This is a genomic window from Pseudomonas sp. LBUM1666, assembly GCF_059695775.1.
This window is the reverse complement of record NZ_CP166789.1, coordinates 687,443-712,109: the sequence shown is the minus strand read 5'-3', so window position 1 is coordinate 712,109 and position 24,667 is coordinate 687,443. Positions and strand designations below refer to the sequence as shown.

22 protein-coding genes and 1 pseudogene are annotated in these 24,667 nt (G+C 60.4%); 10 read left to right on the top strand and 13 right to left on the bottom strand.

Translation table 11 applies throughout. The features are described from left to right. Window positions 1–7: 7 nt before the first annotated feature. From ACA056_RS03080 to ACA056_RS03065, 4 genes are read left to right on the top strand one after another with little or no spacing between them, the layout of a single operon-like run. Complete coding sequence (locus tag ACA056_RS03080) at window positions 8–892, top strand: type II secretion system F family protein (protein ID WP_497273486.1); 885 nt, start codon at window positions 8–10, stop codon at window positions 890–892. Further along, entirely contained in the window at window positions 889–1,779 is an 891-nt protein-coding gene (locus ACA056_RS03075; protein ID WP_497270415.1) for a type II secretion system F family protein, read from the top strand. Before ACA056_RS03080 ends, ACA056_RS03075 begins: the two co-directional genes overlap by 4 nt. A gap of 10 nt (window positions 1,780–1,789) precedes the next feature. Next, the gene (locus ACA056_RS03070; protein ID WP_497270414.1) at window positions 1,790–2,500 is read left to right on the top strand and encodes a hypothetical protein; all 711 of its coding nucleotides are present in this window, start codon (window positions 1,790–1,792) and stop codon (window positions 2,498–2,500) included. A 13-nt stretch (window positions 2,501–2,513) separates the two neighbouring features. Continuing rightward, a complete protein-coding gene (locus ACA056_RS03065; RefSeq protein ID WP_497270412.1) occupies window positions 2,514–2,789 on the top strand; it encodes a DUF3613 domain-containing protein in 276 nt (91 codons plus the stop codon). Window positions 2,790–2,833: 44 nt separating this feature from the next. Here ACA056_RS03065 and ACA056_RS03060 read toward each other — a convergent pair whose 3' ends face one another. Next, window positions 2,834–3,616, bottom strand: a complete 783-nt coding sequence (locus tag ACA056_RS03060; RefSeq protein ID WP_497270410.1) for a response regulator — start codon at window positions 3,614–3,616, stop codon at window positions 2,834–2,836. 113 nt (window positions 3,617–3,729) lie between these two features. Continuing rightward, on the bottom strand, window positions 3,730–4,200 hold the full coding sequence (locus tag ACA056_RS03055) for a prepilin peptidase (RefSeq protein WP_008156575.1): 471 nt from the start codon (window positions 4,198–4,200) through the stop codon (window positions 3,730–3,732). Window positions 4,201–4,275: 75 nt separating this feature from the next. Here ACA056_RS03055 and ACA056_RS03050 point away from each other — a divergent pair, with 75 nt between their 5' ends. Continuing rightward, complete coding sequence (locus ACA056_RS03050) at window positions 4,276–4,716, top strand: TadE/TadG family type IV pilus assembly protein (RefSeq protein WP_497270408.1); 441 nt, start codon at window positions 4,276–4,278, stop codon at window positions 4,714–4,716. Further along, window positions 4,713–7,466: a PAS domain-containing sensor histidine kinase gene (locus ACA056_RS03045; protein WP_497270406.1), complete on the top strand. Its 2,754-nt coding sequence runs from the start codon at window positions 4,713–4,715 to the stop codon at window positions 7,464–7,466. The genes ACA056_RS03050 and ACA056_RS03045 overlap by 4 nt, the downstream gene beginning before the upstream one ends. Here ACA056_RS03045 and ACA056_RS03040 read toward each other — a convergent pair. The 5 genes from ACA056_RS03040 to ACA056_RS03020 form a co-directional block, all read right to left on the bottom strand. Next, window positions 7,436–9,418, bottom strand: a complete 1,983-nt coding sequence (locus ACA056_RS03040; protein ID WP_497270404.1) for a pilus assembly protein TadG-related protein — start codon at window positions 9,416–9,418, stop codon at window positions 7,436–7,438. The genes ACA056_RS03045 and ACA056_RS03040 overlap by 31 nt on opposite strands. A gap of 108 nt (window positions 9,419–9,526) precedes the next feature. Then, window positions 9,527–10,090, bottom strand: coding sequence for a DUF4136 domain-containing protein (locus ACA056_RS03035; protein ID WP_497270402.1), 564 nt, complete (start codon window positions 10,088–10,090; stop codon window positions 9,527–9,529). A gap of 54 nt (window positions 10,091–10,144) precedes the next feature. Then, window positions 10,145–10,759 (bottom strand): DUF4136 domain-containing protein, encoded by a 615-nt coding sequence (locus ACA056_RS03030; RefSeq protein WP_497270400.1) that lies wholly within the window; start codon window positions 10,757–10,759, stop codon window positions 10,145–10,147. A 12-nt stretch (window positions 10,760–10,771) separates the two neighbouring features. Beyond that, window positions 10,772–11,521, bottom strand: coding sequence for a methyltransferase (locus ACA056_RS03025; protein WP_497270398.1), 750 nt, complete (start codon window positions 11,519–11,521; stop codon window positions 10,772–10,774). Further along, a complete protein-coding gene (locus ACA056_RS03020) occupies window positions 11,521–11,823 on the bottom strand; it encodes a MazG-like family protein (protein ID WP_129438809.1) in 303 nt (100 codons plus the stop codon). The genes ACA056_RS03025 and ACA056_RS03020 overlap by 1 nt, the downstream gene beginning before the upstream one ends. 162 nt (window positions 11,824–11,985) lie before the next feature. On the opposite strand from ACA056_RS03020, the gene ACA056_RS03015 reads away from it, so the two are divergent. Then, window positions 11,986–12,279, top strand: coding sequence for a hypothetical protein (locus tag ACA056_RS03015; RefSeq protein ID WP_033059560.1), 294 nt, complete (start codon window positions 11,986–11,988; stop codon window positions 12,277–12,279). Window positions 12,280–12,458: 179 nt separating this feature from the next. Next, entirely contained in the window at window positions 12,459–13,808 is a 1,350-nt protein-coding gene (locus ACA056_RS03010; protein ID WP_497270395.1) for an MATE family efflux transporter, read from the top strand. Between the two features lie 87 nt (window positions 13,809–13,895). Here ACA056_RS03010 and ACA056_RS03005 read toward each other — a convergent pair whose 3' ends face one another. From ACA056_RS03005 to ACA056_RS02980, 6 genes are all read right to left on the bottom strand, one after another. Beyond that, on the bottom strand, window positions 13,896–14,678 hold the full coding sequence (locus ACA056_RS03005) for a DUF4123 domain-containing protein (protein ID WP_497270393.1): 783 nt from the start codon (window positions 14,676–14,678) through the stop codon (window positions 13,896–13,898). Continuing rightward, window positions 14,675–16,018: a contractile injection system protein, VgrG/Pvc8 family gene (locus ACA056_RS03000; protein ID WP_497270391.1), complete on the bottom strand. Its 1,344-nt coding sequence runs from the start codon at window positions 16,016–16,018 to the stop codon at window positions 14,675–14,677. The genes ACA056_RS03005 and ACA056_RS03000 overlap by 4 nt, the downstream gene beginning before the upstream one ends. Window positions 16,019–16,251: 233 nt before the next feature. Next, window positions 16,252–18,165: an arginine decarboxylase gene (gene speA / locus ACA056_RS02995; protein WP_283182796.1), complete on the bottom strand. Its 1,914-nt coding sequence runs from the start codon at window positions 18,163–18,165 to the stop codon at window positions 16,252–16,254. A 218-nt stretch (window positions 18,166–18,383) separates the two neighbouring features. Beyond that, window positions 18,384–18,755, bottom strand: coding sequence for a translation initiation factor Sui1 (locus tag ACA056_RS02990; protein ID WP_007907444.1), 372 nt, complete (start codon window positions 18,753–18,755; stop codon window positions 18,384–18,386). A 172-nt stretch (window positions 18,756–18,927) separates the two neighbouring features. Beyond that, window positions 18,928–19,485, bottom strand: a complete 558-nt coding sequence (locus ACA056_RS02985; protein WP_497270388.1) for an NUDIX hydrolase — start codon at window positions 19,483–19,485, stop codon at window positions 18,928–18,930. Window positions 19,486–19,488: 3 nt separating this feature from the next. Continuing rightward, entirely contained in the window at window positions 19,489–20,556 is a 1,068-nt protein-coding gene (locus ACA056_RS02980; protein ID WP_497270386.1) for a DUF2333 family protein, read from the bottom strand. A 286-nt stretch (window positions 20,557–20,842) separates the two neighbouring features. Between ACA056_RS02980 and gcbA the strand changes: the two genes are divergently transcribed. Together gcbA and ACA056_RS02970 are read left to right on the top strand one after the other, a co-directional pair. Further along, window positions 20,843–22,513, top strand: a complete 1,671-nt coding sequence (gene gcbA, locus ACA056_RS02975; RefSeq protein WP_497270384.1) for a diguanylate cyclase GcbA — start codon at window positions 20,843–20,845, stop codon at window positions 22,511–22,513. 1,492 nt (window positions 22,514–24,005) lie between these two features. Next, window positions 24,006–24,512: pseudogene (locus ACA056_RS02970) on the top strand (methyl-accepting chemotaxis protein); the annotation flags it as partial. Between the last annotated feature and the right edge of the window lie 155 nt (window positions 24,513–24,667).

Sequence of the window (24,667 nt, the reverse complement as noted above, 5' to 3'; positions counted from 1 at the left end):
CCACGGCATGCTCAAACCGGTGCTGCTCATCCTCGCTTGCCTGGTCTTGCTCGGACTGTCGATCCGCCTGTTTTATCGCGGTTTGCGCCAGACCGGCACCGAGCGGGTGCTGGGACGCCTGACCCAGGGGCAACCGCAGCCGGTGCCGACGAAAACCTCCTGGGTCGGCCTGGATCGGGCCTTTCTGCGGGCTGGCCTTGGGCGTCCCTCCGAGCGTCTGGGGGGGTGGCTGCTGCTTTGGGCCTTTGGCATCTTGCTCGGATTGGCTACCGGTGGCTGGGTCGGCTTGCTGGTTCTGTTACTGCTACCGCCGCTGATTCTGCGTCTGTATGTCAATTGGCGTTATCAGCGCCGACTCCAGCGCATGATCGAACAACTGCCACAAATGCTCGATCACACAGTGCGCAGTCTGAAGTCCGGGCGCACCCTGGCCGATGCGGTGCTGGGCGCCATCGACGCCGCTGAAGACCCGCTGAAAAATGCCATGGGGCGGGTTCAGCGCAACGTGCAGCTGGGGATCAGCCTGCCGGATGCCGCGGCTGACCTTGCCGAGCTGTATGAGAAAGACGAACTTCGCCTGTTCGCGCTCGGTTTGAAGGTCAATCACCGCTATGGCGGCAATGCCAGCGAATTACTGGAAAACCTGATCAAGATGATCCGTGAGCGCGAGCAGGCTGCGCGCCAACTCAGGGCCATGACCGGTGAAACCCGGGTGACGGCGTGGGTCCTGGGCTGTCTGCCGATTGGCCTGGCCGGCTACTTCCTCGCGACCAACCCTCATTACTTGCTCGCCATGTGGCACGACCCTTCGGGGCAAATCATGCTCGCGTCCGCGTTCGGCTTGCAGGTGATCGGCAGCCTGGCGCTTTGGCATATGTTGCGCAGCGTATGAAAGTGCCTTTGCTGATCTGCGCATTGCTGTTTCTGGGGGCAACGTTGCTGCTACTCAGCGGCTTGCTGGAACACCGTCGGCGGGTTCGCCAGGTGGCGCAACGACTCGATGGCAAACTGGCGAGCGACAACCGGGTAAATCAGTGGCTACAGCTGCTGGGCAGCAGCCGGATTGGTCAGCGCTCGGTCAACCTGGATAACGAAACCCAGGCATTGCTTAACCGTCTCGGCTGGCGCAGCAACCGGCGACGCTCGCTGTTCGCGGCGTTCCAGGTAGGCGCTCCGGTGCTGGCGCTGGCCCTGACCTTGCTGATCCAGGGCGTGTTCTTCCCTCACACAGACAACCACTGGATGGCCCCGGTGTTCGCCACCGGCATCGGCTATCTGTTGCCCAAACGGTTGCTGGCCGCTGCCGCGCAGCACCGGCAAAAACAACTGGCGACCGAGATTTCCACTTTCATTCCGCTGCTGCGCATCCTGTTCGAATCGGGCATGGCGGTGGAGCAGTCGCTGCGAGTGTTGAGCAATGAAGGCAAACAATTATTGCCGGCTCTGACCCATGAATTGCGTCTGGTATTGGCCCGGGTCGATTCCGGCCTGGAACTGGGCGAAGAACTGAACAAAGCCACCCGATTGCTGGCCGTCGACGAGTTCACCGACACCTGCGTCATCCTTGAACAGCTGATCCATCAGGGGGGCGGTGCGATGAAGTCCCTGCTGACCCTCAAGCAATTGCTCGATGACCGGCGCCTGACGCACCTGCAGGAATACATCTCCAAGCTGTCCGCCAAAATGTCCGTCGTGATGATGCTATTTCTCTTCCCGGCGTTATTGATCGTACTGGCCGGCCCGGGCTTCACCGCCCTGTCCCATGCCTTTGGTTCTTAGAGGGATCGTGATGAAAGCAATAATTGCCGGTTTGAGTCTGCTGTTATTAGGCGGTTGCGCGAGCAACGGTGCGACGCCCTGGAGCGCTCTGACTAACACGGCCAGTTGCGGCAAGCTGACCTCCGAGGAACAGCTGTCGCTGAACCTCGCCGATGACATGGCCAATGACGGCAAACTGCACGCCAGCCTCGCCAACCTGCAAAGCCTGCCCGACAACCTGGCCGACGTGCGCCTGCGCAAGGCCAAGGTCTATCGACTGCTGGGCCGCAGCGAAGCCGAGCCGTTGTACCGCAGCCTGCTCGGCAGTTGCCTGGCCGCCGAAGCCGAACACGGCCTGGGCCAACTCGCCGCCGCCAAGGGTGACAACGGCCTGGCACAAGCCCACTTGCAACGGGCCGCACGGCTAGCGCCGACCGACGAGAAAATCCGCAATGACCTCGGCGTGGTGTACCTCAACCAATTACGCGTCGAGGATGCGCGCTTTGAATTCCTGACGGCCATGGAACTCAAGCAAAGCGATCAACTGGCAGCGTTGAATCTGGTGACGCTGCTGATCTACCAGGATGACTGGAGCCGCGCGGCCGAACTCGTCAGCCGTCTCGGCCTGAGCCCCGCCCAAGTCACCGAAGCCCAGGCCCGCGCGCAAAGACTCAAGACACCGAGCAAGTCCGGCCCGACCGCCGTAAACCAGGTCGCTGTCGCCACACCGACGATTCAATAAGGAGAGGTTTTTTATGAAACCGACCATCCTCTGCTGCCTCGGCCTGCTGGCCCTGCCCCTCACCACTCACGCCATCGACCCCGGCCCCGCTTCGGCCCAACAACAGGAAACCGAAGGCTGGCTGCAACTGCAAAGCAGTAACAAGGCGGCGTCGCAGAAACCGCAAACCTCAACCGCGACCGAGCGCGAGCTGAGCATGCAGCGCTGGTTGAAAAGCTATCAGCATGAGATCCCGGAGTACTTTGATCAGTATGAGAGCGGGCAGGTGGACGCTGGGTCGGGGGGGTAGTCTTGATACGGGAGTTGGACGCTTGGGGGGGCACCAACAAAAACCTAATGCGCAGTCACCCCCTGACGCAATCCAGAATGACTGGGTAACAAAGCCAGCGCCAACTGCGTCCGATTATGCATATGCGTCAATCGCAAAACCTGCGACACATAAAGCTTCACCGTGTTCTCGGTAATCCCCAACTCACAGGCAATCTGATAGTTCGTCTGCCCCTTCCCCACCAACCGCGCCACCTCCAACTGCCTTGGCGACAGGTGACTGAAAATCGCCGGAATCTCAACTCGATCCACAGCGATAACATCCTCATCAGTGGAAACCGATAACCGCGGCCCACGCCGAACCTTATCCAGATCCTGATACAGATCATCGATCGACTCGGCCAGATACTGCAGCTTCTGATCCAGATGTCCCAGCTGCATACTCTTCTGCCGTTCCTGCAAAACCACTACCTGACGCGCAATCCCTTCGAGCAACTCACCCAGATTAATCGGCTTCTGGTAGTAATCGGCAAACCCGGCCCGCAAAGCCTTGATCACATCCTGCTTGTCCGCACGCCCAGTGAGCATGATTGCTTCAAACACACGGTGCTTGCCGGATAACCGTTGCAGCTCCTGAACCAGTTGAATCCCGTCCAGACCGGGCATGTGCAAATCGCAAAGCACCAGGCCAATCGCTTCGTCTTCATTGAAACGCTCGACTGCCTGTTTGCCAGTCTCGCAAGAAACGCAACGGTAACCGCGACCTTCAAGAAACTCACAAAGCTCCGCGGCAATCAACGGCTGGTCGTCGACCACAAGGATTTTTATTGCCGAAGAAAGCTTGTTCACGTGCGACTCCCTGCCGGGTCAAAGTTGACCGTTCCTCTACAAACAGCCACAGACTGTACAACTGCTGAATTGAAAGTAGACGTACTTTCCGACTCTGTACATAGAACGGGCGATTAGTGAAACCAGGCGAGTGTGAGCAACAGGCCCACCAATACGAAGGGTGCAAAGGGCTGTTTCTTTGACATTCCAGGCCCCAGATATCGAAGATGATTTCTAAGCCCTTGGCCCATATGAAGCCAGACTCTTGGCGCCAGCAGCAGCCACAGCACACTGGCCAATCCGGCACCGATGAACACGCCGAGCAGGTGCATGCCGTCCGTCGCCAGGCCCAGGCCAGTCATCAATTTCACATCGCCTGCGCCCAAGCGTCTCAGCGCATAACCGGGCAAGGTGAAAGCAAGCGCCAGCAAAAAAGCCCAGCCGCCCTGCACCGCCTCGGCCCCCAGCCAGGTAGTGCCCGTCCACAGGAGATACGCCAGCGCCAACACCGCTGCGCCAAGGGTCAGGCCATTGGCGATGTGTCGTTCTCGAGCATCCTGTGCTGCGCATAGCGTCAGCCAGATCAGTAGTACAAAGCTCTGCATCCGGTAAAAAACGTCCGTTTTGGCTGAATGATTCTATGCTGATATCACGTCGTGAATATCAGGGTAGACGCAGTCATGAAAATAGGCCTCCCCCGTAAGCAAAAAGGCGCTGTAGCGATTGAATTCGCTTTGGTGTTTCTCATCTTTTTCGCCGTGTTTTATGGAATTGTCACTTACAGCTTGCCGCTGTTGCTGATGCAATCGTTCACCCAGTCGACCGCCGAAGCGGTGCGCCGAAGCGTGGCGCTGGATCCGAGCACCCCCGGATACGACACCGCGGTAAAAACCGTCGCCACGACAGAACTGAGCCGACAGCTGGCCTGGATTCCTGCCGCACTGAATTTCAATGTCGCCACCGACACCAGCACCACCTACGTGGGCGGGGTGTTGAAGGTCAGCATCAACTACCCCACCAGCAAACTGCAGCAGGTCATCCCGTTTCTGACCTTGCCGGGAATTGGCCAAGTGCCCAATCTGCCGGCAAACCTCACCGCCAGTTCGAGCCTGCAATTTTGAGTTCCGCAGACAAACTCTTCGGGCGCCTGCTCAACCGCCATCCGCCTCAGCCAGTGGACACGCCAGACACCCTGAGCGTGCAAAGTGTCGGTTTGCAGATGCACCTGGATGCCGAAGGTCGAGTGATTCACCTGACCGGCCCGCTGCGGCATGTGCTGGCCCAGCAGACGCCCGCGGCGCAAGCACCGCACCTGCTCGATTTCCTCATGCCCCACAGCTGCCTCGCCGTTGAAGGCTCGCCCGTCGACTGGCAGGGACAGTCTCTGGACCTGGACTTTTACAGCCTCAACGGACAACCCCTGCACCTGCGTGGCTGGGTCCAGCCGTTGGCCGATGCCTGGCTGTTGCAGTTTCTGGACATCGGCGACTTGTTGCTCGAACGTCGGCAATCACGCAGCCGCGAGCAATGCCAATTACTCGCAGCGCAGATCGGCGAACAGTTGCGCCGGTGCAACCTGATGCGCCTGCCCGAGGTGTTGGTGGAACAGCTGCAAGGCCTGGCCCAGCGTTTCCACATGCCATGCATTGCGGTGGCGTTGCTCGATGAACAGGAAGAAGGCTGGCAGATTCACCAGCATTACACGGCCTTCGATGCGCCCCTCCTGTGGCAAAACGCTCAGCGCCTGGGCACGGGGCTCGACAGCCTGAACGGCTCAGCGCCGCAATGCCTGACGCCCGCTGAACATCCCCGCTTGCAAGGCATCTTCGGTAATGCCGAAGGGTTCGCGGTGCCCTATCACGATGCTCAGGGTGTGGTCGCCTGGTTGCTGTGTGGCCTTTATCCGGTGCAGCAACATGCACCCGATCTGAATGATCGCGACTGGTTACAACTGACCGCCGCGCTGGCAGGCCCGTTGCTTGAGCGCTTGCGCGAGCACCGGCACCAGCTGCAACTGGAACGGCTGGAGTCGCTGCAAGCCTTGCTCGGCACCGGATGGTGGGAGGTGTTCAGCGACAGTCGCGAGGTGCAATTGGCGCCGTCGCTGGCCAGTAACCTGAACCTTGCGATCGATCGATTGCCGCTGCACGACTGGCTTGATCGGGTGCACCCCGCCGACCGGGAAGAGCTGAGCAGTCGTCTGCAAGCCTTGCAAGACGACGGCACCCCGCTGCTGCTGTGCGTGCGTTTGGCACAAACGCCGAACTGGTATCGCCTGCAAGGCCAGGTTCTGGGCACCGGTAAAAACCGGCGATTGGTGGGATTCATGCTCGACATCAGCGACATCAAAAACCAGGAGCAAAACGCCGCGGCGGCCCATGCCCGACTGGACAATCTGATCGCCAGCTCACCGGCGGTGATCTACGTGCAACGCTATGTCGAAGGTGCGCTGCAACCGACGTTTTTCAGTGACAGCCTACTGCCGCTGCTCGGCTGGACACTGGCTGATTGCGCGACGGGAGCCTTGGTTGAAAGGGTGCACCCAGAGGACCGCGATCGGTACTTCGAACGTACCCGACATTTGCTGCGTGAAGGTTCGGTGCGCGCCCGTTATCGGCTGCGCGACAGTCGCGGCGAATACCACTGGCTACTCGATGAAGCCAAGCTACTGCGCGACGACCTTGGTTTGCCGGTGGAAGCCGTCGGCCTGTGGCTGGACGTCACCGAAGCGACCCTGGCCGCCGAACAAGTGAAACAGAGTGAAGAACGCTACCGGATCCTGGTGGAAGACTCTCCGGCGATGATCTGTCGCTACCGCCCGGACCTGACCCTGACCTTCGGCAACCGCCCGCTGGCGACTTACCTGGAGTGCCAGCCCGAACAACTGCCCGGGGTGAACCTGGGCAGCTGGATGTCGCAGGAACAGCGCGAAGCGTTTCTCCAGCGGCTCAGCCGACTCAGCCCGGAATTCCCGGTCAGCACCGCGGAAATCAACCTGCAACTGCCGGGACGGGAACATGCCTGGTGGGTGTGGTCGGATCGTGGGGTGTTCGATGAGCACGGCCATTTGCTGGAGATTCAGGCCGTGGGGCGCGACAACACCGAGGTCCGTCGCGCCCAACAACAGCTCACCCAAAGTGCAAAAATGGCCACCCTCGGTGAAATGGCCACAGGGCTGGCCCATGAAATCAATCAGCCGTTGAATGTGATGCGCATGGCCATCGTCAACGTGCTCAAGCGTCTGAGCAACGGCGATGCGCAGATCGACTACCTGACCGACAAGCTCAACCGCATCGATGCACAGGTCCAGCGCGCCGCGCGGGTGGTGGATCACATGCGGGTGTTTGGCCGCCGCTCGGAGATCGAGCAGCATCCGTTTAATCCGGCGCAAGCCATCGAAGGCACGCTGTCGCTGCTGGCCGAAGGGATGCGCGGCAAAGGGGTCGATCTGCGGGTCAACGAGACCGGGTTTGAAGTGCAAGTGCGCGGTCACGTCGATCAGCTCGAACAGGTGTTGATCAATCTGATGGTCAATGCTCGGGATGCATTGCTCGGCAAACGCGAGGCCGACCGTGAGTTCAAACCGTGGATCTCGGTGTACGCCGAACGTGATGCGTATTCGGTGCGGCTGTGGGTCGAGGACAACGGCGGCGGTATCGATCCGCGGTTACTGGAGCGGATTTTCGAGCCGTTCTTCACCACCAAACCTGTGGGTGTCGGCACCGGGCTCGGGTTGTCAGTGAGTTACGGCATCGTCGAGAACATGGGCGGAAAACTGAGCGTTAGAAACTCGGTCGAGGGCGCACGGTTTTGTATCGAGCTGCCGATTGCCGCCGACGATCAGATCACCAGCGTCGCTCGTCCTGAGTGACAACTGAGGTTGGCGCCGACATCGACCTTGTTCAGATCGATCCCCAGGCTGAGCAGCAGCGTGTTGATCAAGGTGTCGAGTAACGGGCTGAGCACGCTGTTGATCGCGTTGACCAGCAATGTGGTGACAGTGCTGAGGATCGCCCCCAGACCACCGACCAGACTACCCGTCGGGCCGTACATGTCGACCTTGATATTGGTCGCCGTGTCGGTAAGGCTGCTGACGATATTGCTGGTGGAATAGGAATAATAGAACGGTGGCTGATTGATCTCCGGCAGGCTGGTGGCCGGCGGTGCGGAATAGACGTGCGGCATGTTGGCGCTCTGTGCCACGGTGGTGTCGGCCATGATATCGATGCCGCCGCCGACGCCCGGAATACGTGGGTCGCAGGAGATGGGCAGGAACAGAATCCTCATACAGGTTTTCACCCCGATATCGATCACCTTCAACGGCTGCACCACTACCGCCGGCGGCGTGGTGTTGCTGCCGAAAGCGGTGGCTGGATCGATCTTGCCAATCTTCAGATTTACCAGCGAAGTGCTGGTGTTGGTGGTCAGGGTTTTGTTGGTGGTACTGACGCAACTGTAGGCAGTGACATAGCTGTTGGCGCTGGCAACGTCCAGCGCCACGTCGATACGTATCGGTGGCGGCAGCACGATGATGTCGGGAGTCTGACAGGGCACGAGCAAGGCACAGGTCAGTGAATTGAGCACTCCCACCAGGTTGAGATTTAGCAAGGCGTTGAGTGTGTTGGTCAGCGGGCCTGCCAGATCAGCCACCGCATTGATCAGCGCCACGATGGAATTGAGCACCGGCAAGTCGATCGACAGCAATGTCCTGATCTGGGCAGTTCGCACATAGATCCGGTTGGGCCCCAACGGGGCGAGCGCGGCGCTTTTCGGATTGCCGATGGCCGAGAGCTGTGGCGGCTCCAGTATCTGCACCCGAGCAGTGATTTGCGCCAGCCCCGCGAGGTTGATCGGCAAGGTTGCCACCAGGCCGTTTTTCTTGTTGGCCAGTTGCACGACGGCTTCGATCAGGTCGAACACTTTCAGGTTGGTCCCCAGCGCCGTCACGGTGCTGCCAGCCTCGACGTGCAGCACGTTGCCGAGTACGACGGTGGTTGCGCCTGCCGCGACCTTCAGCGCTTGAAGACTCACAATGGTTGCGGTCGCGCCGAGAGTGCCGCCGGGGTCCAGTACATTGACGGCAGTCTGGATCAGCTGGCTGACGGCAATCGTATTGCCCAATACCTGGTCATACCCGGCAGCGTTGAGGTTAAGGTCGACCTTCAATCGGTCAAGGTAACCGAGCAGGCTGATGTTTGTGTTCACCAGTCCATTCCAGCCCGCCGCGTTGATGTTCAGGTTGCCCCCGAGCAAACCACCGAACAGCGCGTTGAGCGTGGCCGATTTGCTGGTGTCGACGCTCAACGTCGTGCTGCGCAGGGTCAACGAAGCCTGCGGTGGCGGTAATGCGGCGACAGCGCTGGCCGTCAGGTTGATGGTCGCTGCGCGTGGAGCGCCGCCGAACAGGGCGCCGACACCGCCGGCGAAACTCTGCGGGACCGAATGGCTGGCGATCACCCGAATGGCTTCGCTCTTGCTCGGGTCGGCGCCAAATACCCGAAGGTTATTGGCATCCAGGGTCAAGGCGCCGCAAGCGACCAGCAGATTGTGATTGGGGTCAGGAAGGGTGAAGCCGTTACGGTTTGCGCTGGCGGTGGCATAGACGGTGGCGGTGTTGCCAGCGGCGCAATCACCACTTCGGGTGGAAGCTTCAAGTGCGGCCATGTCCGCTACGCGCTGCAGGTCACGTTTTTTCAAGTACAAACGACCGCTGTCGACCACGAGCAGCAAGAACACCAGGGCCATGCCCAATGTCAGCGCCGCCATCAAACCGATCGCCCCCCGTTGCCGGGACGGGCTGCGAAACTGCAAACGGGGAGACATCGCGCACTCCTTTGCCGGTGCACAGCCGAGGGCTACCTCCATGGGTGAACAGCAGTGTAGTCAAGACTTGGCGAGACTGCTGGCAACATGCCAGTGGTTTTGTGGTGTTTATTTGGGTGGGTAGTTGGCGAGAATTCGCCCGACCGTTTCGCGTATTGCAGTGCTGCGATCCGACGGATTCGTTGTACGGCTAAGTATTTGCTCGTCGCTGCCGCGCCACACCAGTTTGCCGTCCTTGCCGTCGAGCAGGTCGATCTGGATGATCGCCACTTTGTAGCTGACGTTACGGGTTTCGTTGTACATCGGCCCGCCCCAGTAGCCATTCCATGGATTACCCCAAGCGGCGCCGCCGCCGTAGTTGGTGGTCACTTGTTGCTGGCGCTGTTCGACGATCAGATAAGTCTGCACGCTCAAATCGCCCTTTTGGCCACCCGCAGCCGGACGCAGGCCACGCTGATCCAGCTGTTCGGTCACCGATTGGCGGATGCGTTGTTCAGTCAGGTCGCTCTTGATCCGTGGGTCATCGGGGCGATATTGCAGGGCGGGTTCTTTCCAGCTCCAGCTGCGATAGGCGGCGAAGTCGCGGCTGGCATCGAAGTCATGATTGACCTGGCTGCCGGCGCAGGCACTGAGCAACACGGCCACAGCCAGTAAAGCGAGACGGCGGAACATGATATTTCTCCGGTTGAAGACATGAACCTGCGCAATGGTTCTTAACGACAGAAGCTAACTAGGAGGATACGCCGACATGGCCTTTTCTACAGCCTCGCGTATCGCATCGGCACGTTCGCTCTGGCTGCCCCGGTTGCTGGTTTCGGCGCTGGCACTCCACACCGGTTGACCGCTCTGAGCGTCAAACAAATCAACGCGCACCACCACGACTTGTTCCTGATAAGTCCGAACGATCGGCACGGTGTTGTACATGCCGTAACCGCTGCCGTAGCGGTTGTAACCGCCATAACCGCCGCCGTAGTAACCATAGTCGTCCCGAACCTGACGCAAGCGGGTTTCCAGGTGCAGGTCGGCGCTGACAAACAGGTCGGCCGGGCGGTTATCGTGCAGCGGGCGCAAGCCACGTTGATCGAGCGCATTGCTGACAGCTTCGGCGACCTGCGCCGAATCCGCCCAGGCGGTGCCCGGCGGCAGCTGCCCGTTGAGCCAGGCCCAGCTGCGGTAACGCCCGTAGTCGCGCGGCGGTGCCGGGTAGGCGCTGCGGTCAAAGGTGTTGGCCGCCTGAGGCGGCGCGGGTGGCAAGGGGTTGGATGACGCCACATAAGGGTTGCTGCCCTGACAGGCCGCCAACCCGAGACAGATCACCAATAACCCCGAACGACTGTTCATTTCGCGCTCCGATCAGACCGGCCGACAGATCCAGTGCAAGTAGCGCCCAAGCCCGGCAAAGCTTGGGTGACGGCGGTGGGCCAGTTCCATTTCCAACAAGTCCGCCAGTTCGACGCGGGCCTGAAATTCCACCGGCATGTAATCGTGAAAAACCCGCACCCCGCTCTGGGTTTCGACCTGCCACAGGCCTTCAAGTTGCGCCGCCAGTTCGCGCGGATCAAGCGGCTGCTGCGGAGTGAGGCTTTGCTTTTCGCCGGCCATGTCGTTCTTGCGCATCTTGCGGAAATGGCCTTTGAGCAGGTTGCGATAGATCAACGCATCGCGGTTGTAGAAGGCCAGGGACAACCAGCCATCCTGCTTGGTCAATTGATGCAAGACCGGCAGGATCGCGTGAGGTTCGGCCAGCCATTCCAGCACGGCGTGGCACAGCACCAGGTCGTAAGGTTCGGTGAGCTGGCCGAGCAAATCCTGCCACGGCGCCTGAATGAACGTCGCCGTTTGCCCGGCGTCGGCGAAGCGCTGACGGGCGCCTTCGAGCATCGGCTCGGCGGGCTCGGCCAGCGTGACCTCATGACCGCGCTGGGCTAGCCACAACGACATGTGGCCCAGACCAGCACCGATATCCAGTACGCGTAAAGGCCGGTCCGGCAGGGTTTCGGCCAGGTCGGCCTGAAGCACCGCCAGACGGATCGCGCCTTTGGCACCGCCGTAGATTTTTTCGGCGAAGCGGGTCGCCAATTGATCGAAATGACGGTCGCTCATCAGCTGAACCTCCGTTCGCTGTCCGCGAGTTTGCTGCGCACCACTTCATTCATGTCCAACCCCAACTCGCTGCACAGCAGCAGTAGATAGAGCACGATGTCACCGATTTCCTGCCCGGCATGGGCGAGTGTGTCCGCCGGCAACTGGCGCGACTGGTCTTCGGTCAGCCACTGGAAAATCTCCACCAGCTCGGACATTTCCACGCTCGCGGCCATGGCCAGGTTTTTCGGGCTGTGAAATTGCCGCCAGTCATTGCGATCACGGATGGCGTGCAGGCGTTCGGTCAGTTCAACAAGGTTCATCGGGCTCTCCTGAAGGCGTATAGCTTCGGGGGGATAAGGAATGAAGGCAAGCGGCAAGCGCTGCAAAACCACTATGCTTGGAGGGAACTCGGCACCCTGCTCGATAGCCCAAGGCTCAAGTCCGGCAACCACGCCACCACTTTCATCAAGGACGCTCACGACATGCAGGTAGAAAGTTTTTTCGAATGGCTCGGCCAGGCACTCGGTTCGGTAATCCGCTTCATCGTTGACGGCCTCAGCGGCTTGTTCAATCTGCTGAGCCACGCAGGCAGCAACTTTGTCGAAGGACTGTCCCGTGCGCTGGGCATGGACGCGTCGATCATCAGCATCATTGCGCTGATTTTGGGGTTGATGCTGTTGTGGTCGGCGATTCGGGCGTTCATGAATGCGTCGATCATCATGGGGATTATCTGGTTGCTGTTGGGGCTTTGGTTGCTGAGCTGGATAATTCATTAAGGCAGCCCCATAACCCCTGTGGGAGCGAGCTTGCTCCGGGCGGCGTTCCGACGATGGCGGCGTGACAGTCAACATAGATATTGAATGTGCCGACCTCATCGCGAGCAAGCTCGCTCCCACAATGAATCGCTGCGGATTCCGATGTGTCGCTACAATGCCCGCTCCCCCAAGGAGCCTGCATGTCCAACCTGATCGCCGACTGGCGCGACCGCCCTACCCATCGTCGAGTCTGGGCGCTCGCCGCGCCGATGATTCTCTCGAACATTTCCGTACCGCTGGTGGCACTGGTCGACAGTACCGTCATCGGCCACTTGCCCCACGCCCATCAGTTGGGCGCCGTCGCGGTCGGGGCCAGCCTGTATACCTTTCTCGCCTGGGCCATGGGTTTTCTGCGCATGGGCACCACCGGGTTCGCCGCACAGGCCGCCGGGCGTGGGGACGGCGCGGCATTGCGGCAGATCTTGCTGCAGGGTCTGTTGCTGGCCATGGGCCTGGCCATTGTCCTGGGATTACTGGGTGTGCCGTTGAGCGGGGTTGCGCTGCATTTCATGCAGCCGTCGGCGGAGCTGGATCAGCTGACCCGCGATTTTTTCCACACCCGCCTGTTCGGTCTGCCGGCAGCACTGGCCAGTTATGCGCTGGTCGGCTGGTTCCTCGGCACTCAGAACGCCCGGGCGCCGCTGGCCATTCTGCTGAGCACCAACCTGGTGAATATCGCGCTGAACCTGTGGTTCGTTCTCGGGCTGGATTGGGGCGTGGTTGGTGCGGCCCGAGCGTCGGTGATCGCCGAATGGACCGGCGCGCTGATCGGTCTGCTGATGACCCGCAACGCCCTGCGCGCCTATCCCGGCAACATCGCCTGGGCTGCGCTGGCGCTGTGGCAGAGCTGGCGGCCGCTATTGGCGGTCAACCGCGACATTTTCATCCGCAGCCTGGCGCTGCAATCGGTGTTTTTCCTGATCACCGTGCAAGGCGCGCGACTGGGTGATGCCACCGTCGCCGCCAACGCGCTGTTGCTCAATGGTTTGCTGCTGACCGCCCATGCGCTGGACGGCCTGGCCCACGCCGTGGAAGCCCTTTGTGGGCATGCCATTGGTGCTCGTGATCGAGAGGCCCTGCGCCGCTCATTGGTGGTGGCCTGCGGCTGGTCGTTGCTGGCGAGTCTGGGCTTTGCCGTGCTGTTCCTGTTCGCCGGGCATTTGTTTATCGAAATGCAGACCAACATTCAGAGCGTGCGCGACACGGCGTTCATTTACCTGCCCTACCTCGCCGCGCTGCCGCTGATCGCGGTCGGGAGTTATCTGCTCGACGGGCTGTTTATCGGCGCCACCCGCGCCCGGGAAATGCGCAACGGCATGCTGCTGACGGTAGTTTTGTTGCTGCCGTTCGCTTGGGCGCTGCAAGGTTTGGGCAACCATGGACTGTGGATAACCTTTCTGCTGTTCATGTTTCTGCGCAGCCTGACCCTCGGCGCGTTCGCCTGGTACCTGCACAAAAACGACGGCTGGTTCGCAGGCAAAGCTCACTGAGTCGGCGTGATTTTGACGAAGGCCGTGACCACATCCAGCGCCGGCACGACCGCCTCGCGCAGTTTACGTACCAGACCACCGGTGTGTTCAGGGTTGATCGCTCTGCCACCGATTGCGCAGGCTATCGAGACGCTCCTGCTGGGTGAGTCCCGGCAATGCGTTCCCAGGCAAAGCGCCGGGGTACTGCAAGCGTAGCCATAACCAGTCATCGAGTACCGGGCGCTCGGTAAAATCCAGCGCCAGCCCTTCCTGCACGTGGGACCACAGCGTGTTGTAGTCAGTCCCGGTGGACCGGCTCCAGTGCCAGGCATGCTGCTCCAGCAGGCACGTTTGCAGATTTTCCTGCTGACGAGGGCTGAGGTTTTCTTCAACCGCCAAAGGGCTGACGGCAAGCCCCGGATTGACCAACTGCTGCCAGCCCTGACTGCCAATCGCGCGGTCGGCCCACGTCCCGCCGAACCAGCGCAAATGGCTGATAGGACCCAGCCAGCGACTCAGCTCCTGCGCATCGCAGGCATCGAACAAGTAACTGGCCGTGTGTGGGTTGTAGTAACTCAACAAGGCTCTGTGATGCAGACCTACAGTGACCGTGAGCATGCGGCGCAAATGCTCCAGCAACTGGGACGACGACGCCTCGCTGGCCATCAGCAAGCCACGCAAGAGGGGCACTTCGCTGTGGCACAACCCGGCCAGCACAGGGCAAGTCCGAAGGTCGATCAGGGCCGGGCCGTGTTCACGCAACGCATGCCACTCAGTGCCTTCGAACAACCAGAACCACCGGGCATGCGCAAATTGCTGTTGCAGCATCGCCCCCGCCTGCGGCGCACCCGGCACATCCAGCAATAGCCATTGCGGGGTCGCGACGATCATGCCGCACCGCTCTGGCCAAACCGCTTCGCCGCCCGGCAGGTGCAGAGGGCCTGCGTGCAATGGTTGAAACTGCCGCCACCGGGCAGCAGACATAGCAACATCAATGGTTCGCTCGATTGCAGAAGCGCCAGCAAGCCCTCGACATCATCTGTCGTGGATGTGCGCGGCGGGCCGACCTCCTCAGCCTCTTCAACGGACGAAGGGACGTGAAGAAACCCGGTAATCAGCGGCTGATCCGGATCCCCCTCGATAAAACTCACCACCACCTCGGCCCCCTCACTCAACTGCGTGACTGCAGCGTCGCCCAGTTCAGCGGCCAACGGTAGCCAACAGTGGCTGGGCACCGCGCCCTCGCCCTGATAGAGCCAGTCAAATTGCACGGCAACCGGTCTGGACGGATCGGGGCATGACTCATCAATGTTGACCACCCAGGCCCGTTGCAGGCTGTGCATCCTGGGTTTCACTGCGCAATGAGGCGCTACAAAAGGCACCTGCCAGTGAATCGCGCGGATCTGGTTGCTGTAGGACGCCGTTGAATCCTGGCTGCCCTGATGCTCCACATGGGTCAGCAGCCAGAGATGATTCCAGTCGGCAATCGGATGACCGGACAGCGGCATCAACTGACCGCTGCGCAGCGCCGTCAGGTCCGTGCGGCCTTCGGCAATCGGCGCGGTTCGTTGCCCCTCTCGGGCTGTATCAGCGCAACCCAGAAGCTTGAACTGACGCACGGCCGATTGCTCGCTCTCGACCTGGAAGACCGCGCGCTCACCGAAATGAAAGTGCCCCTGACCATCACCGAAAACCACGCAATGCCCGCGCTCGCCGTGTTCGAAATGGTAGTGAAGCCGTTCCTGGGCACACAGACGCTGGATAAATTGCAGGTCTGATTCCCGGTACTGCGTACAGAATTCACGGGCCGGGTAATCGCCACTCAGCTCAAAGCGTCGGCTCTTGCCGGCAATACCGTGCTCCTTGAGCACCTGACTGAGGATTTGCGGCACCGAGCGCGCGCTGAAAATTCGTTGACTGAAGCGCAAGGAAAGGCACGCCAGCTTCGGCCCCAGACGCACGCGACAGAGCCTGACAGCCAAGTCATGGTCACGCTGGACGAGTTCATGCAATTGTCCGTGGAAGCCGTTTCCCGCAGGCCCGACATGCAAAAAGGCCGGACGGTACAGCAGGCTTGCAAGGTCGAGTGTCGGGTCATCGATCAGCAGATCCACATCGAACACAAAAGGCTCGCTGATAGCTTCTCTACCGGTAAAGGCCAAGACCTCAAAGGGGTCGGGCAAACCCTCTACATCCAGACGAAATGACGGCTCGTTGACTGGATCGAACATCGGCGATTCTCTACAGGAGGGGCGGCCGGGGATTCTCTCCGAGAGAGTTGGCCGAGTAGAGTGCCGAAGTACAACTTAGGAAATGACCTACGCGAAAAGAAGACCACATCGCTTGGATGGCCAAGAATGTAAGTCATTTCGCTTGAAATCAGAGAGGCATCCCACCAAGTCATCTGAAATTTCCGCTACGTGCGGAACATTTTCAGACAACCTGATGTGAGCGGAGCCTTACCTCAAGAAGACAGGTAAGAGGAACGGGTCAGACCCAGACGCAGAGCGTCGAGGAACTGGGTACGCTCAGCCGCGGTGATGCGCGCACTGGCGCATTTGTCGCGGTAGTGGGTCATCAGCTCTTCCGGCGACAAGTGCACGTAACGCAGCATGTCTTCAATAGTGTCGTGGGTTTCGATACCCGCGTGGTACACGCTGCCGTCTGCATTCTGGTAGATGTTCACCGAGTCGGTGTCACCGAACAGGTTGTGCATGTCGCCGAGAATTTCCTGGTACGCGCCGACCAGGAAGATACCCAGCAGGTAGTCTTCACCGTCATTCAAACCGTGAACCGGCAGGCTGGTTTCGATGCTCTGCTCGTCGACGTATTGCTTGATCTTGCCGTCGGAGTCGCAAGTCAGATCTTGCAGCACCGCACGGCGCAGCGGCTCTTCGTCGAGACGGTGCAGCGGCAGGATCGGCAGGACCTGGCCGATGGCCCAAGTGTCCGGCAGGCTCTGGAATACCGAGAAGTTGCAGATGTACTTGTCGGCCAGCTTGTCGTTGAGTTCGTCGAGCACCTGACGGTGCGAACGCTGACGAGCCTTCAACGAGTTGTGCAGGCGACGGCACACCGCGAAGTAGCATTGCTCGGCCAGGGCTTTCTCGGCCAGGGTCAGCTTGCCATCGGCGTACTGGGTCGCGATGTCGCTCATGTAGTGAGTGGCGCGCCAGTAGGTTTCGGTGACCATCTCGATGTCGGTCGGGCCCAGCAGGTCAACCAGCCACTGCACGGTTTCCGGCAGTTCTTCCTTGTTGTCGATCTGCGGCACGTCGTCGTTGTGCTTCTCGACGTCGGTCACTTGCACCACCAGCATGGCGTGGTGAGCGGTCAGGGAACGGCCGCTTTCGGAGAAGATGTTCGGGTGCGGCAGGTTCTGCGCGTCGCAGAATTCCTTGAGCATCCCGACCACAACACCGGCGTAATCGTCCATGTCGTAGTTGATCGAGCTGGCGTTACGCGAGTGCGTACCGTCGTAGTCCACGCCCAAACCGCCGCCGACGTCGATGTGATCTACCGGCAGGCCGAGGTTGCGCAGTTCGCCATAATAACGAATCGCTTCCTTGAAGCCGTGCTGGTAGTCCGCCAGGTTGGCGATCTGCGAGCCCATGTGGAAGTGCAACAAGCGAATGCCCTGATCCAGGCCAGCCGCGCGGAAACGCTCGACCACCGACAGCAGTTGCGCCGCCGACAGACCGAACTTGGATTTCTCGCCACCGGTGTCGGCCCACTTGCTCGACGCCAGGGACGACAGACGCACGCGCAGGCCAACCTGTGGTTTGACCTTGAGCGAGGCGGCTTCTTCGATCACCAGCTCAACTTCGGATTCTTTCTCGATCACGATGAACACGTTGTGGCCGAGCTTTTGGCCCATCAGCGCCAGACGAATGAATTCGCGATCCTTGTAGCCGTTGCAGACGATGGTGCCGCCCTTCGGCGCCAGGGCCAGCACGGCCAGCAGCTCAGGCTTGGAGCCGGCTTCAAGACCAATGGACACGTCTTGGGTCGCAATGATGTTCTCGATCACCGCTTCCTGCTGGTTCACCTTGATCGGGTACAGCGCAGTGTACTTGCTCTGGTATTCCAGACGCTCGATGTTGGCGTCGAACGCGCCGGTCAGCTGACGCACGCGGTCTTGCAGAATGTCAGGGAAACGCACCAGCAACGGCAAGGACAGGCCGCTTTTACGCAACTGATCAACTTGCTCGAAGAGGTCGATAGGCGAACTGGTCGGACCGTTCGGACGAACTTCGACGCGACCGGCGTCATTGATCGCGAAGTACCCGGCCCCCCAATGGCGAATCCCGTAAACACTGCGGCTGTCCGCAACTGTCCATTGGCTGCCATCGTCTTTGCGTGTGCGTCGTACGGACATTGAAGTCCCCTATAAAGAAGTCATAGAGCGTCGCCTGGGTTCAGGCCGGCGCAGTCTAAAGAATGAAAATGACGGTTCGTCAACGAGGGGATAGACCTCGCTGACCGCAGTGAGTTTAGAAACCGGTCAGAACAGGCTCTGTGAAAACCATGTAGACGACGCCAAACCTGAGTCGGATCAGGACTGGATCAAGCCGAGGGTGGTTTTCACAGAGGCTGCTAGCCGCCGGACTTCTTCGCTTTGAAACCGTGTTTGATCAGCTCGGCCAAGAGTAGCTCGACATGATCGCCCTGAATTTCAATGATTCCGTCTTTCAACGCACCACCGGTCCCGCAACGTTTCTTCAACGTGGTTGCCAGGTCCTTGAGTGCGTCTTCGGCCAACGGCACGCCGGTGATGGTGGTCACCGTCTTGCCGCCACGCCCCTTGCTTTCGCGACGCACGCGAGCGATGCCGTCGCCGGCCGGGATAACGGTCTGTTTGCAGATGCAGGCATCCACCGGTTGACTGCAATCCGGGCAATGACGACCTGCGTCGGTGGAAAATACCAGGCCACCAAGGGCGGCGAAGGATGCGGCTTTTTTGGCCACCGGCAATCCTCTTGGGAGGACAAAGACTGGTCGTAGCACTTGGGGCTATCGACCGCGAAGCCCCACTCAGGCAGGGGCAGCGCTACTGAGCCAGGCAATGCCGGTTCAGCTTGAAAAGGTCGCGCAGTGTAACGGCAAAAAGCCGACTTGCTAAGAGCCAATCGGCGCCAATTTATGCCTCTTTTGCGACGTCCGACCCACGGGCCCGAAGATAGCGCTTCAATGCGGCCAGAGAGTCCGGGCAATAAGGCTTTTGCTGGATTTCCAGCAGGACTTGATCAACGGGAATAAAGCGCGCTTCAAGGACTTCTTCCGGTTGCAGGATCAATGGACCGTCCCACACCGCCGAAAACGCCGAACACCAGAGCCGATTGCCGGTGTCTTCGAAGAAAAAGTGATCATGGGCGGCCAGTTCCACGCCGCTTACGCCCAGCTCTTCTTCCAGCTCGCGGGCAGCCGATTCGGCGTAGGTTTCGGTCGCCAGCACCATGCCCCCCGCCGCCACGTCCCAGAAACCTGGATAAATGGCTTTGCTCAGCGTACGTCGATGCACGCAGAGTTCACCGGCGGAATTGAACAGCATGATGTAAGTGCCACGCCCGATCAGCCCGCGCTCGCGCAGGTCGGAGCGGACCAGGGCGCCGAGCAGGTTGTCCTGCTCGTCGACCCAGGCGATCTGTTCGGCATCCGAGGCCGCGCGGTGCGCGACCTCTCTGGCGTTATCGACCATGACTCAGCCCTGATTGAGCAATTGACGCAAATCGATCACTGCGGCATTGGCCCGGGAGATGTAGTTGGCCATGACCAGCGAGTGGTTGGCCAGCACCCCGAAGCCGCTGCCATTAAGGATCATAGGACTCCAGACCGGTTCCTGCGAAGCTTCCAGTTCACGAATGATCTGGCGCACGCTGACCGTGGCGTTCTTCTTGGCCAGCACATCGGCGAAGTCGACTTCGATGGCGCGCAGCAGATGGGACAAGGCCCACGCCTGACCGCGAGCTTCATAGAACACGTTGTCGATCTGCATCCACGGGGTTTCGACGATTTCTTCGTCAACCTGCGGCACCTGACCCGGGGCGACGACTTCGGTTTTCAGCGAGGTGTTGAGCTTGACCCGGCCAACGCTGGCCGACAGCCGTTGCGACAGCGAACCCAGACGGGTGCCGACATCGCCCAGCCAGTTGTTCAGGTTGTCGGCACGGGCGTAGAACAGCGCGTTTTTCTGCGACGGATCGGACAGGCGCGCCTGATAACGGCTCAGGGAATTCATGCCTTCCTGGTACTCGGACTCACTGGATGGCAGCACCCAGCTTTTGTTGTCGAAGTTGAAACGCGGCTCGGCCTTGGCCAGATCGGAGTCTTCGGCAGATTGCGATTGCGAGCGGGCGAAGTCTTTACGCAAGGCACGCGTCAAGTCACGGACCTGGACCAGCACGCCATATTCCCAGCTCGGCGTGTTATCCATCCACAGGCCCGGCGGGAAACGGTCGTTGGAAATATAGCCACCCGGTTTGGTCAGCAAAGTACCGGCGACGGTCTTGAGGGTTTCGACCGTGGTGTAGCCGATGACCATTTGCTTGCCTTCTTTCTCGGCGGCCATCTGGGCATTCTGCTGAACCGGGAACAGCGCAGGTTCCTGGCTCCAGTACCAGCCCAGCGCAATAGCCACCAGCAAGTACAGGCCAATCAGAGTGGCCAGCGCCCGGCTGAACAACAGGCCACCCAAGTAACTGCGGGTGGCCGATTTCGGTTCAGCGGCACGTTCAGGGGCGCTGCCCGCGCGATTCTTCCAGTCCAGCATGGCGATATCCTTTCAATCACTTGAGTTCATCGGTTCGACCACAACCCTATCTCATCGTGCCTCGTTTGCCGCGCATTAAATCCTGCGTAAACACTACCCGCACAATGACCACGATCGACGGCCACTATAAATGAAGCACAGCTTCGATCCTATGCGACCAGTCGGTCAGTAACTGAATAAGGTCGCTTTGCAGTTAATTGACGTACGACACTCATGTGATGGAAAAGAGGTGCTAGCATAGAGCCACCAGTCGATCTCAGCATGCACCCTAACTAGTAGTCAGGATATGACCGAGCCAGAAGACCCCAGCCGTGAGCGCCTCAAGCACCACTTTGCCCAGCGGGTAATTCATCAGGCACGTCAAATTCTTGAGATATGGCAGCGCCTGCAACGCAGCGAGTGGTCCACCACCGACTTATCGGAACTGAGCGAGGCCAACCTGCGCCTGCTGCGTTTCGCCGAACGCTTCGAACAACCTGAACACTCCCAGCTCGCGCGCCATATCGGTCAGTCGCTGGAGGCGGTCGACGCCAATCGCGGACGCCTGAGCAGCGGACTGATCACTGACCTCAATCGGTTGATGCAGCGCCTGTCACGCACCGGCTTGCGCCATGGCGATCAGTTGGACCAGACCTTCCTGCCGCCGCTGCGCAAGCCGATCTACGTGATGCTGCAGGATTACGACCGCGCCGAGCGCCTGGCCAAGCAGCTGGAATTTTTTGGGCTCAGTGCTCAAGCCCTCGACAGCGTTGCAGCGTTCCGCTCTTCGATGGTCGAGCGCTTGCCCGCGGCAATCGTCATGGACGTGGACTTCAGTGGCGCCGGCATCGGTCTGAAACTGGCTGCCGAAGCCCAGGAAGGCCTCGATCATCAATTACCGCTGTTGTTCTTCAGCCTGCACGAAACCGATACCCCGACCCGCCTCGCCGCCGTGCGTGCCGGTGGCCAGGAATTCCTGACCGGCACCCTCGAAGCCTCGAGCCTGCTGGAGAAAATCGAAGTCCTGACCTGCGTCGCCCAGTACGAACCTTATAAAGTGCTGATCATCGACGATTCCCGCGCCCAGGCCTTGCACACCGAGCGTCTGCTCAATAGCGCCGGGATCGTCACGCGGACCTTGATCGAGCCGATCCAGGCCATGGCCGAGCTGGCGGACTTCCAGCCAGACCTGATCATCCTCGACATGTACATGCCGGCCTGCACCGGTACTGAACTGGCCAAAGTGATCCGCCACAACGACCGTTATGTCAGCGTGCCGATCATTTACCTGTCGGCCGAAGACGATCTGGACAAGCAGCTCGATGCCATGAGCGAGGGCGGCGACGACTTCCTGACCAAACCGATCAAGCCCCGGCACCTGATCACCACCGTGCGCAACCGCGCGGCGCGGGCACGCAATCTGAAAGCGCGGATGGTCCGCGACAGCCTCACCGGGCTGTACAACCACACGCACATTCTGCAATTGCTCGAAGACTGTTCGTTCCGCGCCCGTCGCGAGAACAAGCGTTTGAGCTTTGCGATGCTCGACATCGACCACTTCAAACGGGTCAACGACAGCCACGGCCACCCCATGGGCGATCGGGTGATCAAGAGCCTGGCGCTGTTTCTCAAGCAACGCTTGCGCAAGACCGACTTCATCGGCCGTTACGGCGGTGAAGAGTTCGCGATCGTCATGCCGGACACCGATCTCGAATCGGCCCACAAAGTGCTCGACGAAATCCGTCGACGTTTTGCCGAGATTCACTACCCGGCTCAACCGCAGGACCTGTCCTGCACATTCAGCGCAGGCGTGGTGGAACTGTGTGAACACTCCGACAGCCTGATGATGGCCAGCCAGGCAGACGAAGCGCTGTACCGCGCGAAGGACGCCGGACGCAACCGCGTGCAGGCTGCGCGGACGCCAAAGCAAAGTGCCACCTTTTCATCGGAATCGACCCATTCGGTCATAACCCTGTAACACAAACGCAATAAATTCAGGCGCTTACCATTCTGCCGCTGGTAGACCCGCGATGCGCCTGAAGCTGCTGACCAATCTCAACACCCTCCTTTTAGTCGCCGTGTGCGTGGCCCTTGGCGCCACGCTTTGGTGGTCGCAAAAAGCCCTGGAGCGCCCGTATCTATTGATGGAGCGTTACCTGGGCCTGTCCCAGCAATTTCAAAATGAAGTCGCGCGCAACATCGAGGACTACCTCGCCAGCGGCGATGCCCTGCGCCTGAGCAGTGCCAGTCAGGCCATCGACGGCGTGCAAAAGGAGCTCGGTGAGTTGCCGCCGGCCTTGGCCGACACCTTGCGTCCGAGCCTGTCGAACCTCGAAGAATTCAGCAAAACCGACCTGCTGGCCGCCGGCAAACTCGCGGGCGATCCGCAAGCGCTGCTGCTTCAGGCCGAACGCGAACTCGGCGCCAGCCTCGATCAGCTCAGCCAATACGCCAGCGCTAACGCGGCGTATCTGACGCCGTTGCTCGCCGCCTCCCAGCACTTGGGCAAATTGTCTCTGGCCCGGGACAAACTGGTCAGCAGCGGGCGCAGCGAATTGGCTGCCGATGTCGAGCGTGAAGTCAGCAACATCCGCACTCAGGCTGAGCTTTTGGACGCCTTGCCGCTACTGGGCGTGACGAGCAAAAGTGAATCGAACACGGATGATTTCGCGGCAATGATGGGCCTGGAGAACACCGAAAAGGCCATCGCCGAGGATACTGGCGTGGGCCTCAAGCGTGAACTGAACAGCCTCCTGACTCGCTACCCAGCCGAACTGGCGCGCACACGCGACCAGATCCAGAAACGTACCGACCTCAGCGCCGCCACTCACCTGAAAATCGCCGCCGTGCAGCAGGCCATTGCCGGACTGGAACCGGTGGTTCGCGCCCAGCACGGACAGATCCAGGGCGAAGTGCGGCTGATGCAAGGCGTGATGATCGGCCTGATTCTGCTGATTGCTTTGCTGATCGACACCTTGCAACGGAAATTGGCCCGGACGCTGACCAACCTCGCCCCGGCCCTCTCGACCTGGGCCGAGGGCGACTTCAGCCGGGACATTGAATTGGGCGCGACCAATCGCGAACTGCATGACATTCAAGCTTCGCTCAATCGCTTGCGCGCCTATCTGGTCGACCTGGTCGGGACCATTCGCCTCAACGCCGAGCAGGTCGCCGGCAGCAGCCGAACCCTGGCCGAGCTGAGCAATGACCTGCACAGCGGCGCCGAACATCAGGCCGGTGACACGGCGCTGATCCGCGATTCCCTCGGCGAGCTGGAAGCGACCATTCAACAGGTTGCCGGCGATGCCAGCCAGGCGGCCGACGCCAGCCGCCATGCCGGGCTGGCGGTGGAGCACGGGCAGAAAGTCATCGGCCTGAGCCTCACCGGACTGCATGCGCTGGTGGGTGAAGTGCAGGGCAACGCACAAATGATCGAACACCTGGCCGAGGAGTCGGCCACCATTGGCGGCGTGTTGACCGTGATCCGTTCGATTGCCGACCAGACCAACCTGCTGGCCCTGAACGCCGCCATCGAAGCGGCCCGTGCCGGGGAAATGGGTCGAGGGTTTGCGGTGGTGGCCGAAGAAGTTCGCTCACTGGCGCAACGCACCGCTGGCGCCACAGCAGAGATCCAGACGTTAATCGCCGGTTTGCAAACCGCGGCGCGACAATCGGTGGAAGGCATGCGCGCCCAGGTCGAACACGCCGAAGCCACTGCCAATCAGGCTCAGGCGGCTGACGGTGCGCTGGATAAAATCGTCGGCGCGATCCAGACCATTTCCGATACTGCCGTGCGCATCGCCGATGTCACCGCCCAGCAGAGCGGCGCTGTCAGCGAAATCCGCGATCACAGTGAGCGGATTCACCAATTGGGTGGGGATAATTTGCTGCGCATTGGCCAGGGACGTGAGCAAGGGGAACATTTGTTGGTGCTGGGTGGACGGCTGCATACTGCCGTCCAAGCCTTCCGCGTCTGACAGACCGCCATCGCGAGCAAGCTCGCTCCCACAATGGAATGCGTACCCCTGTGGGAGCGAGCTTGCTCCGGGCGGCGATGCGACGATGGCGCCAGAACAGTCACCGCAAAACTCCCCGCCCTGCACACCCGACCGCTGTCCGCTATCATGCCCTC

Coding starts and splice junctions, on each gene's coding strand:
- ACA056_RS03080 (WP_497273486.1), top strand. CDS start 8: ATGCTCAAACCGGTGCTGCTCATCCTCGCTTGCCTGGTCTTGCTCGGA.
- ACA056_RS03075 (WP_497270415.1), top strand. CDS start 889: ATGAAAGTGCCTTTGCTGATCTGCGCATTGCTGTTTCTGGGGGCAACG.
- ACA056_RS03070 (WP_497270414.1), top strand. CDS start 1,790: ATGAAAGCAATAATTGCCGGTTTGAGTCTGCTGTTATTAGGCGGTTGC.
- ACA056_RS03065 (WP_497270412.1), top strand. CDS start 2,514: ATGAAACCGACCATCCTCTGCTGCCTCGGCCTGCTGGCCCTGCCCCTC.
- ACA056_RS03055 (WP_008156575.1), bottom strand. CDS start 4,200: ATGCAGAGCTTTGTACTACTGATCTGGCTGACGCTATGCGCAGCACAG.
- ACA056_RS03050 (WP_497270408.1), top strand. CDS start 4,276: ATGAAAATAGGCCTCCCCCGTAAGCAAAAAGGCGCTGTAGCGATTGAA.
- ACA056_RS03040 (WP_497270404.1), bottom strand. CDS start 9,418: ATGTCTCCCCGTTTGCAGTTTCGCAGCCCGTCCCGGCAACGGGGGGCG.
- ACA056_RS03035 (WP_497270402.1), bottom strand. CDS start 10,090: ATGTTCCGCCGTCTCGCTTTACTGGCTGTGGCCGTGTTGCTCAGTGCC.
- ACA056_RS03030 (WP_497270400.1), bottom strand. CDS start 10,759: ATGAACAGTCGTTCGGGGTTATTGGTGATCTGTCTCGGGTTGGCGGCC.
- ACA056_RS03025 (WP_497270398.1), bottom strand. CDS start 11,521: ATGAGCGACCGTCATTTCGATCAATTGGCGACCCGCTTCGCCGAAAAA.
- ACA056_RS03020 (WP_129438809.1), bottom strand. CDS start 11,823: ATGAACCTTGTTGAACTGACCGAACGCCTGCACGCCATCCGTGATCGC.
- ACA056_RS03015 (WP_033059560.1), top strand. CDS start 11,986: ATGCAGGTAGAAAGTTTTTTCGAATGGCTCGGCCAGGCACTCGGTTCG.
- ACA056_RS03010 (WP_497270395.1), top strand. CDS start 12,459: ATGTCCAACCTGATCGCCGACTGGCGCGACCGCCCTACCCATCGTCGA.
- ACA056_RS03005 (WP_497270393.1), bottom strand. CDS start 14,678: ATGATCGTCGCGACCCCGCAATGGCTATTGCTGGATGTGCCGGGTGCG.
- ACA056_RS03000 (WP_497270391.1), bottom strand. CDS start 16,018: ATGTTCGATCCAGTCAACGAGCCGTCATTTCGTCTGGATGTAGAGGGT.
- speA (WP_283182796.1), bottom strand. CDS start 18,165: ATGTCCGTACGACGCACACGCAAAGACGATGGCAGCCAATGGACAGTT.
- ACA056_RS02985 (WP_497270388.1), bottom strand. CDS start 19,485: ATGGTCGATAACGCCAGAGAGGTCGCGCACCGCGCGGCCTCGGATGCC.
- ACA056_RS02980 (WP_497270386.1), bottom strand. CDS start 20,556: ATGCTGGACTGGAAGAATCGCGCGGGCAGCGCCCCTGAACGTGCCGCT.
- gcbA (WP_497270384.1), top strand. CDS start 20,843: ATGACCGAGCCAGAAGACCCCAGCCGTGAGCGCCTCAAGCACCACTTT.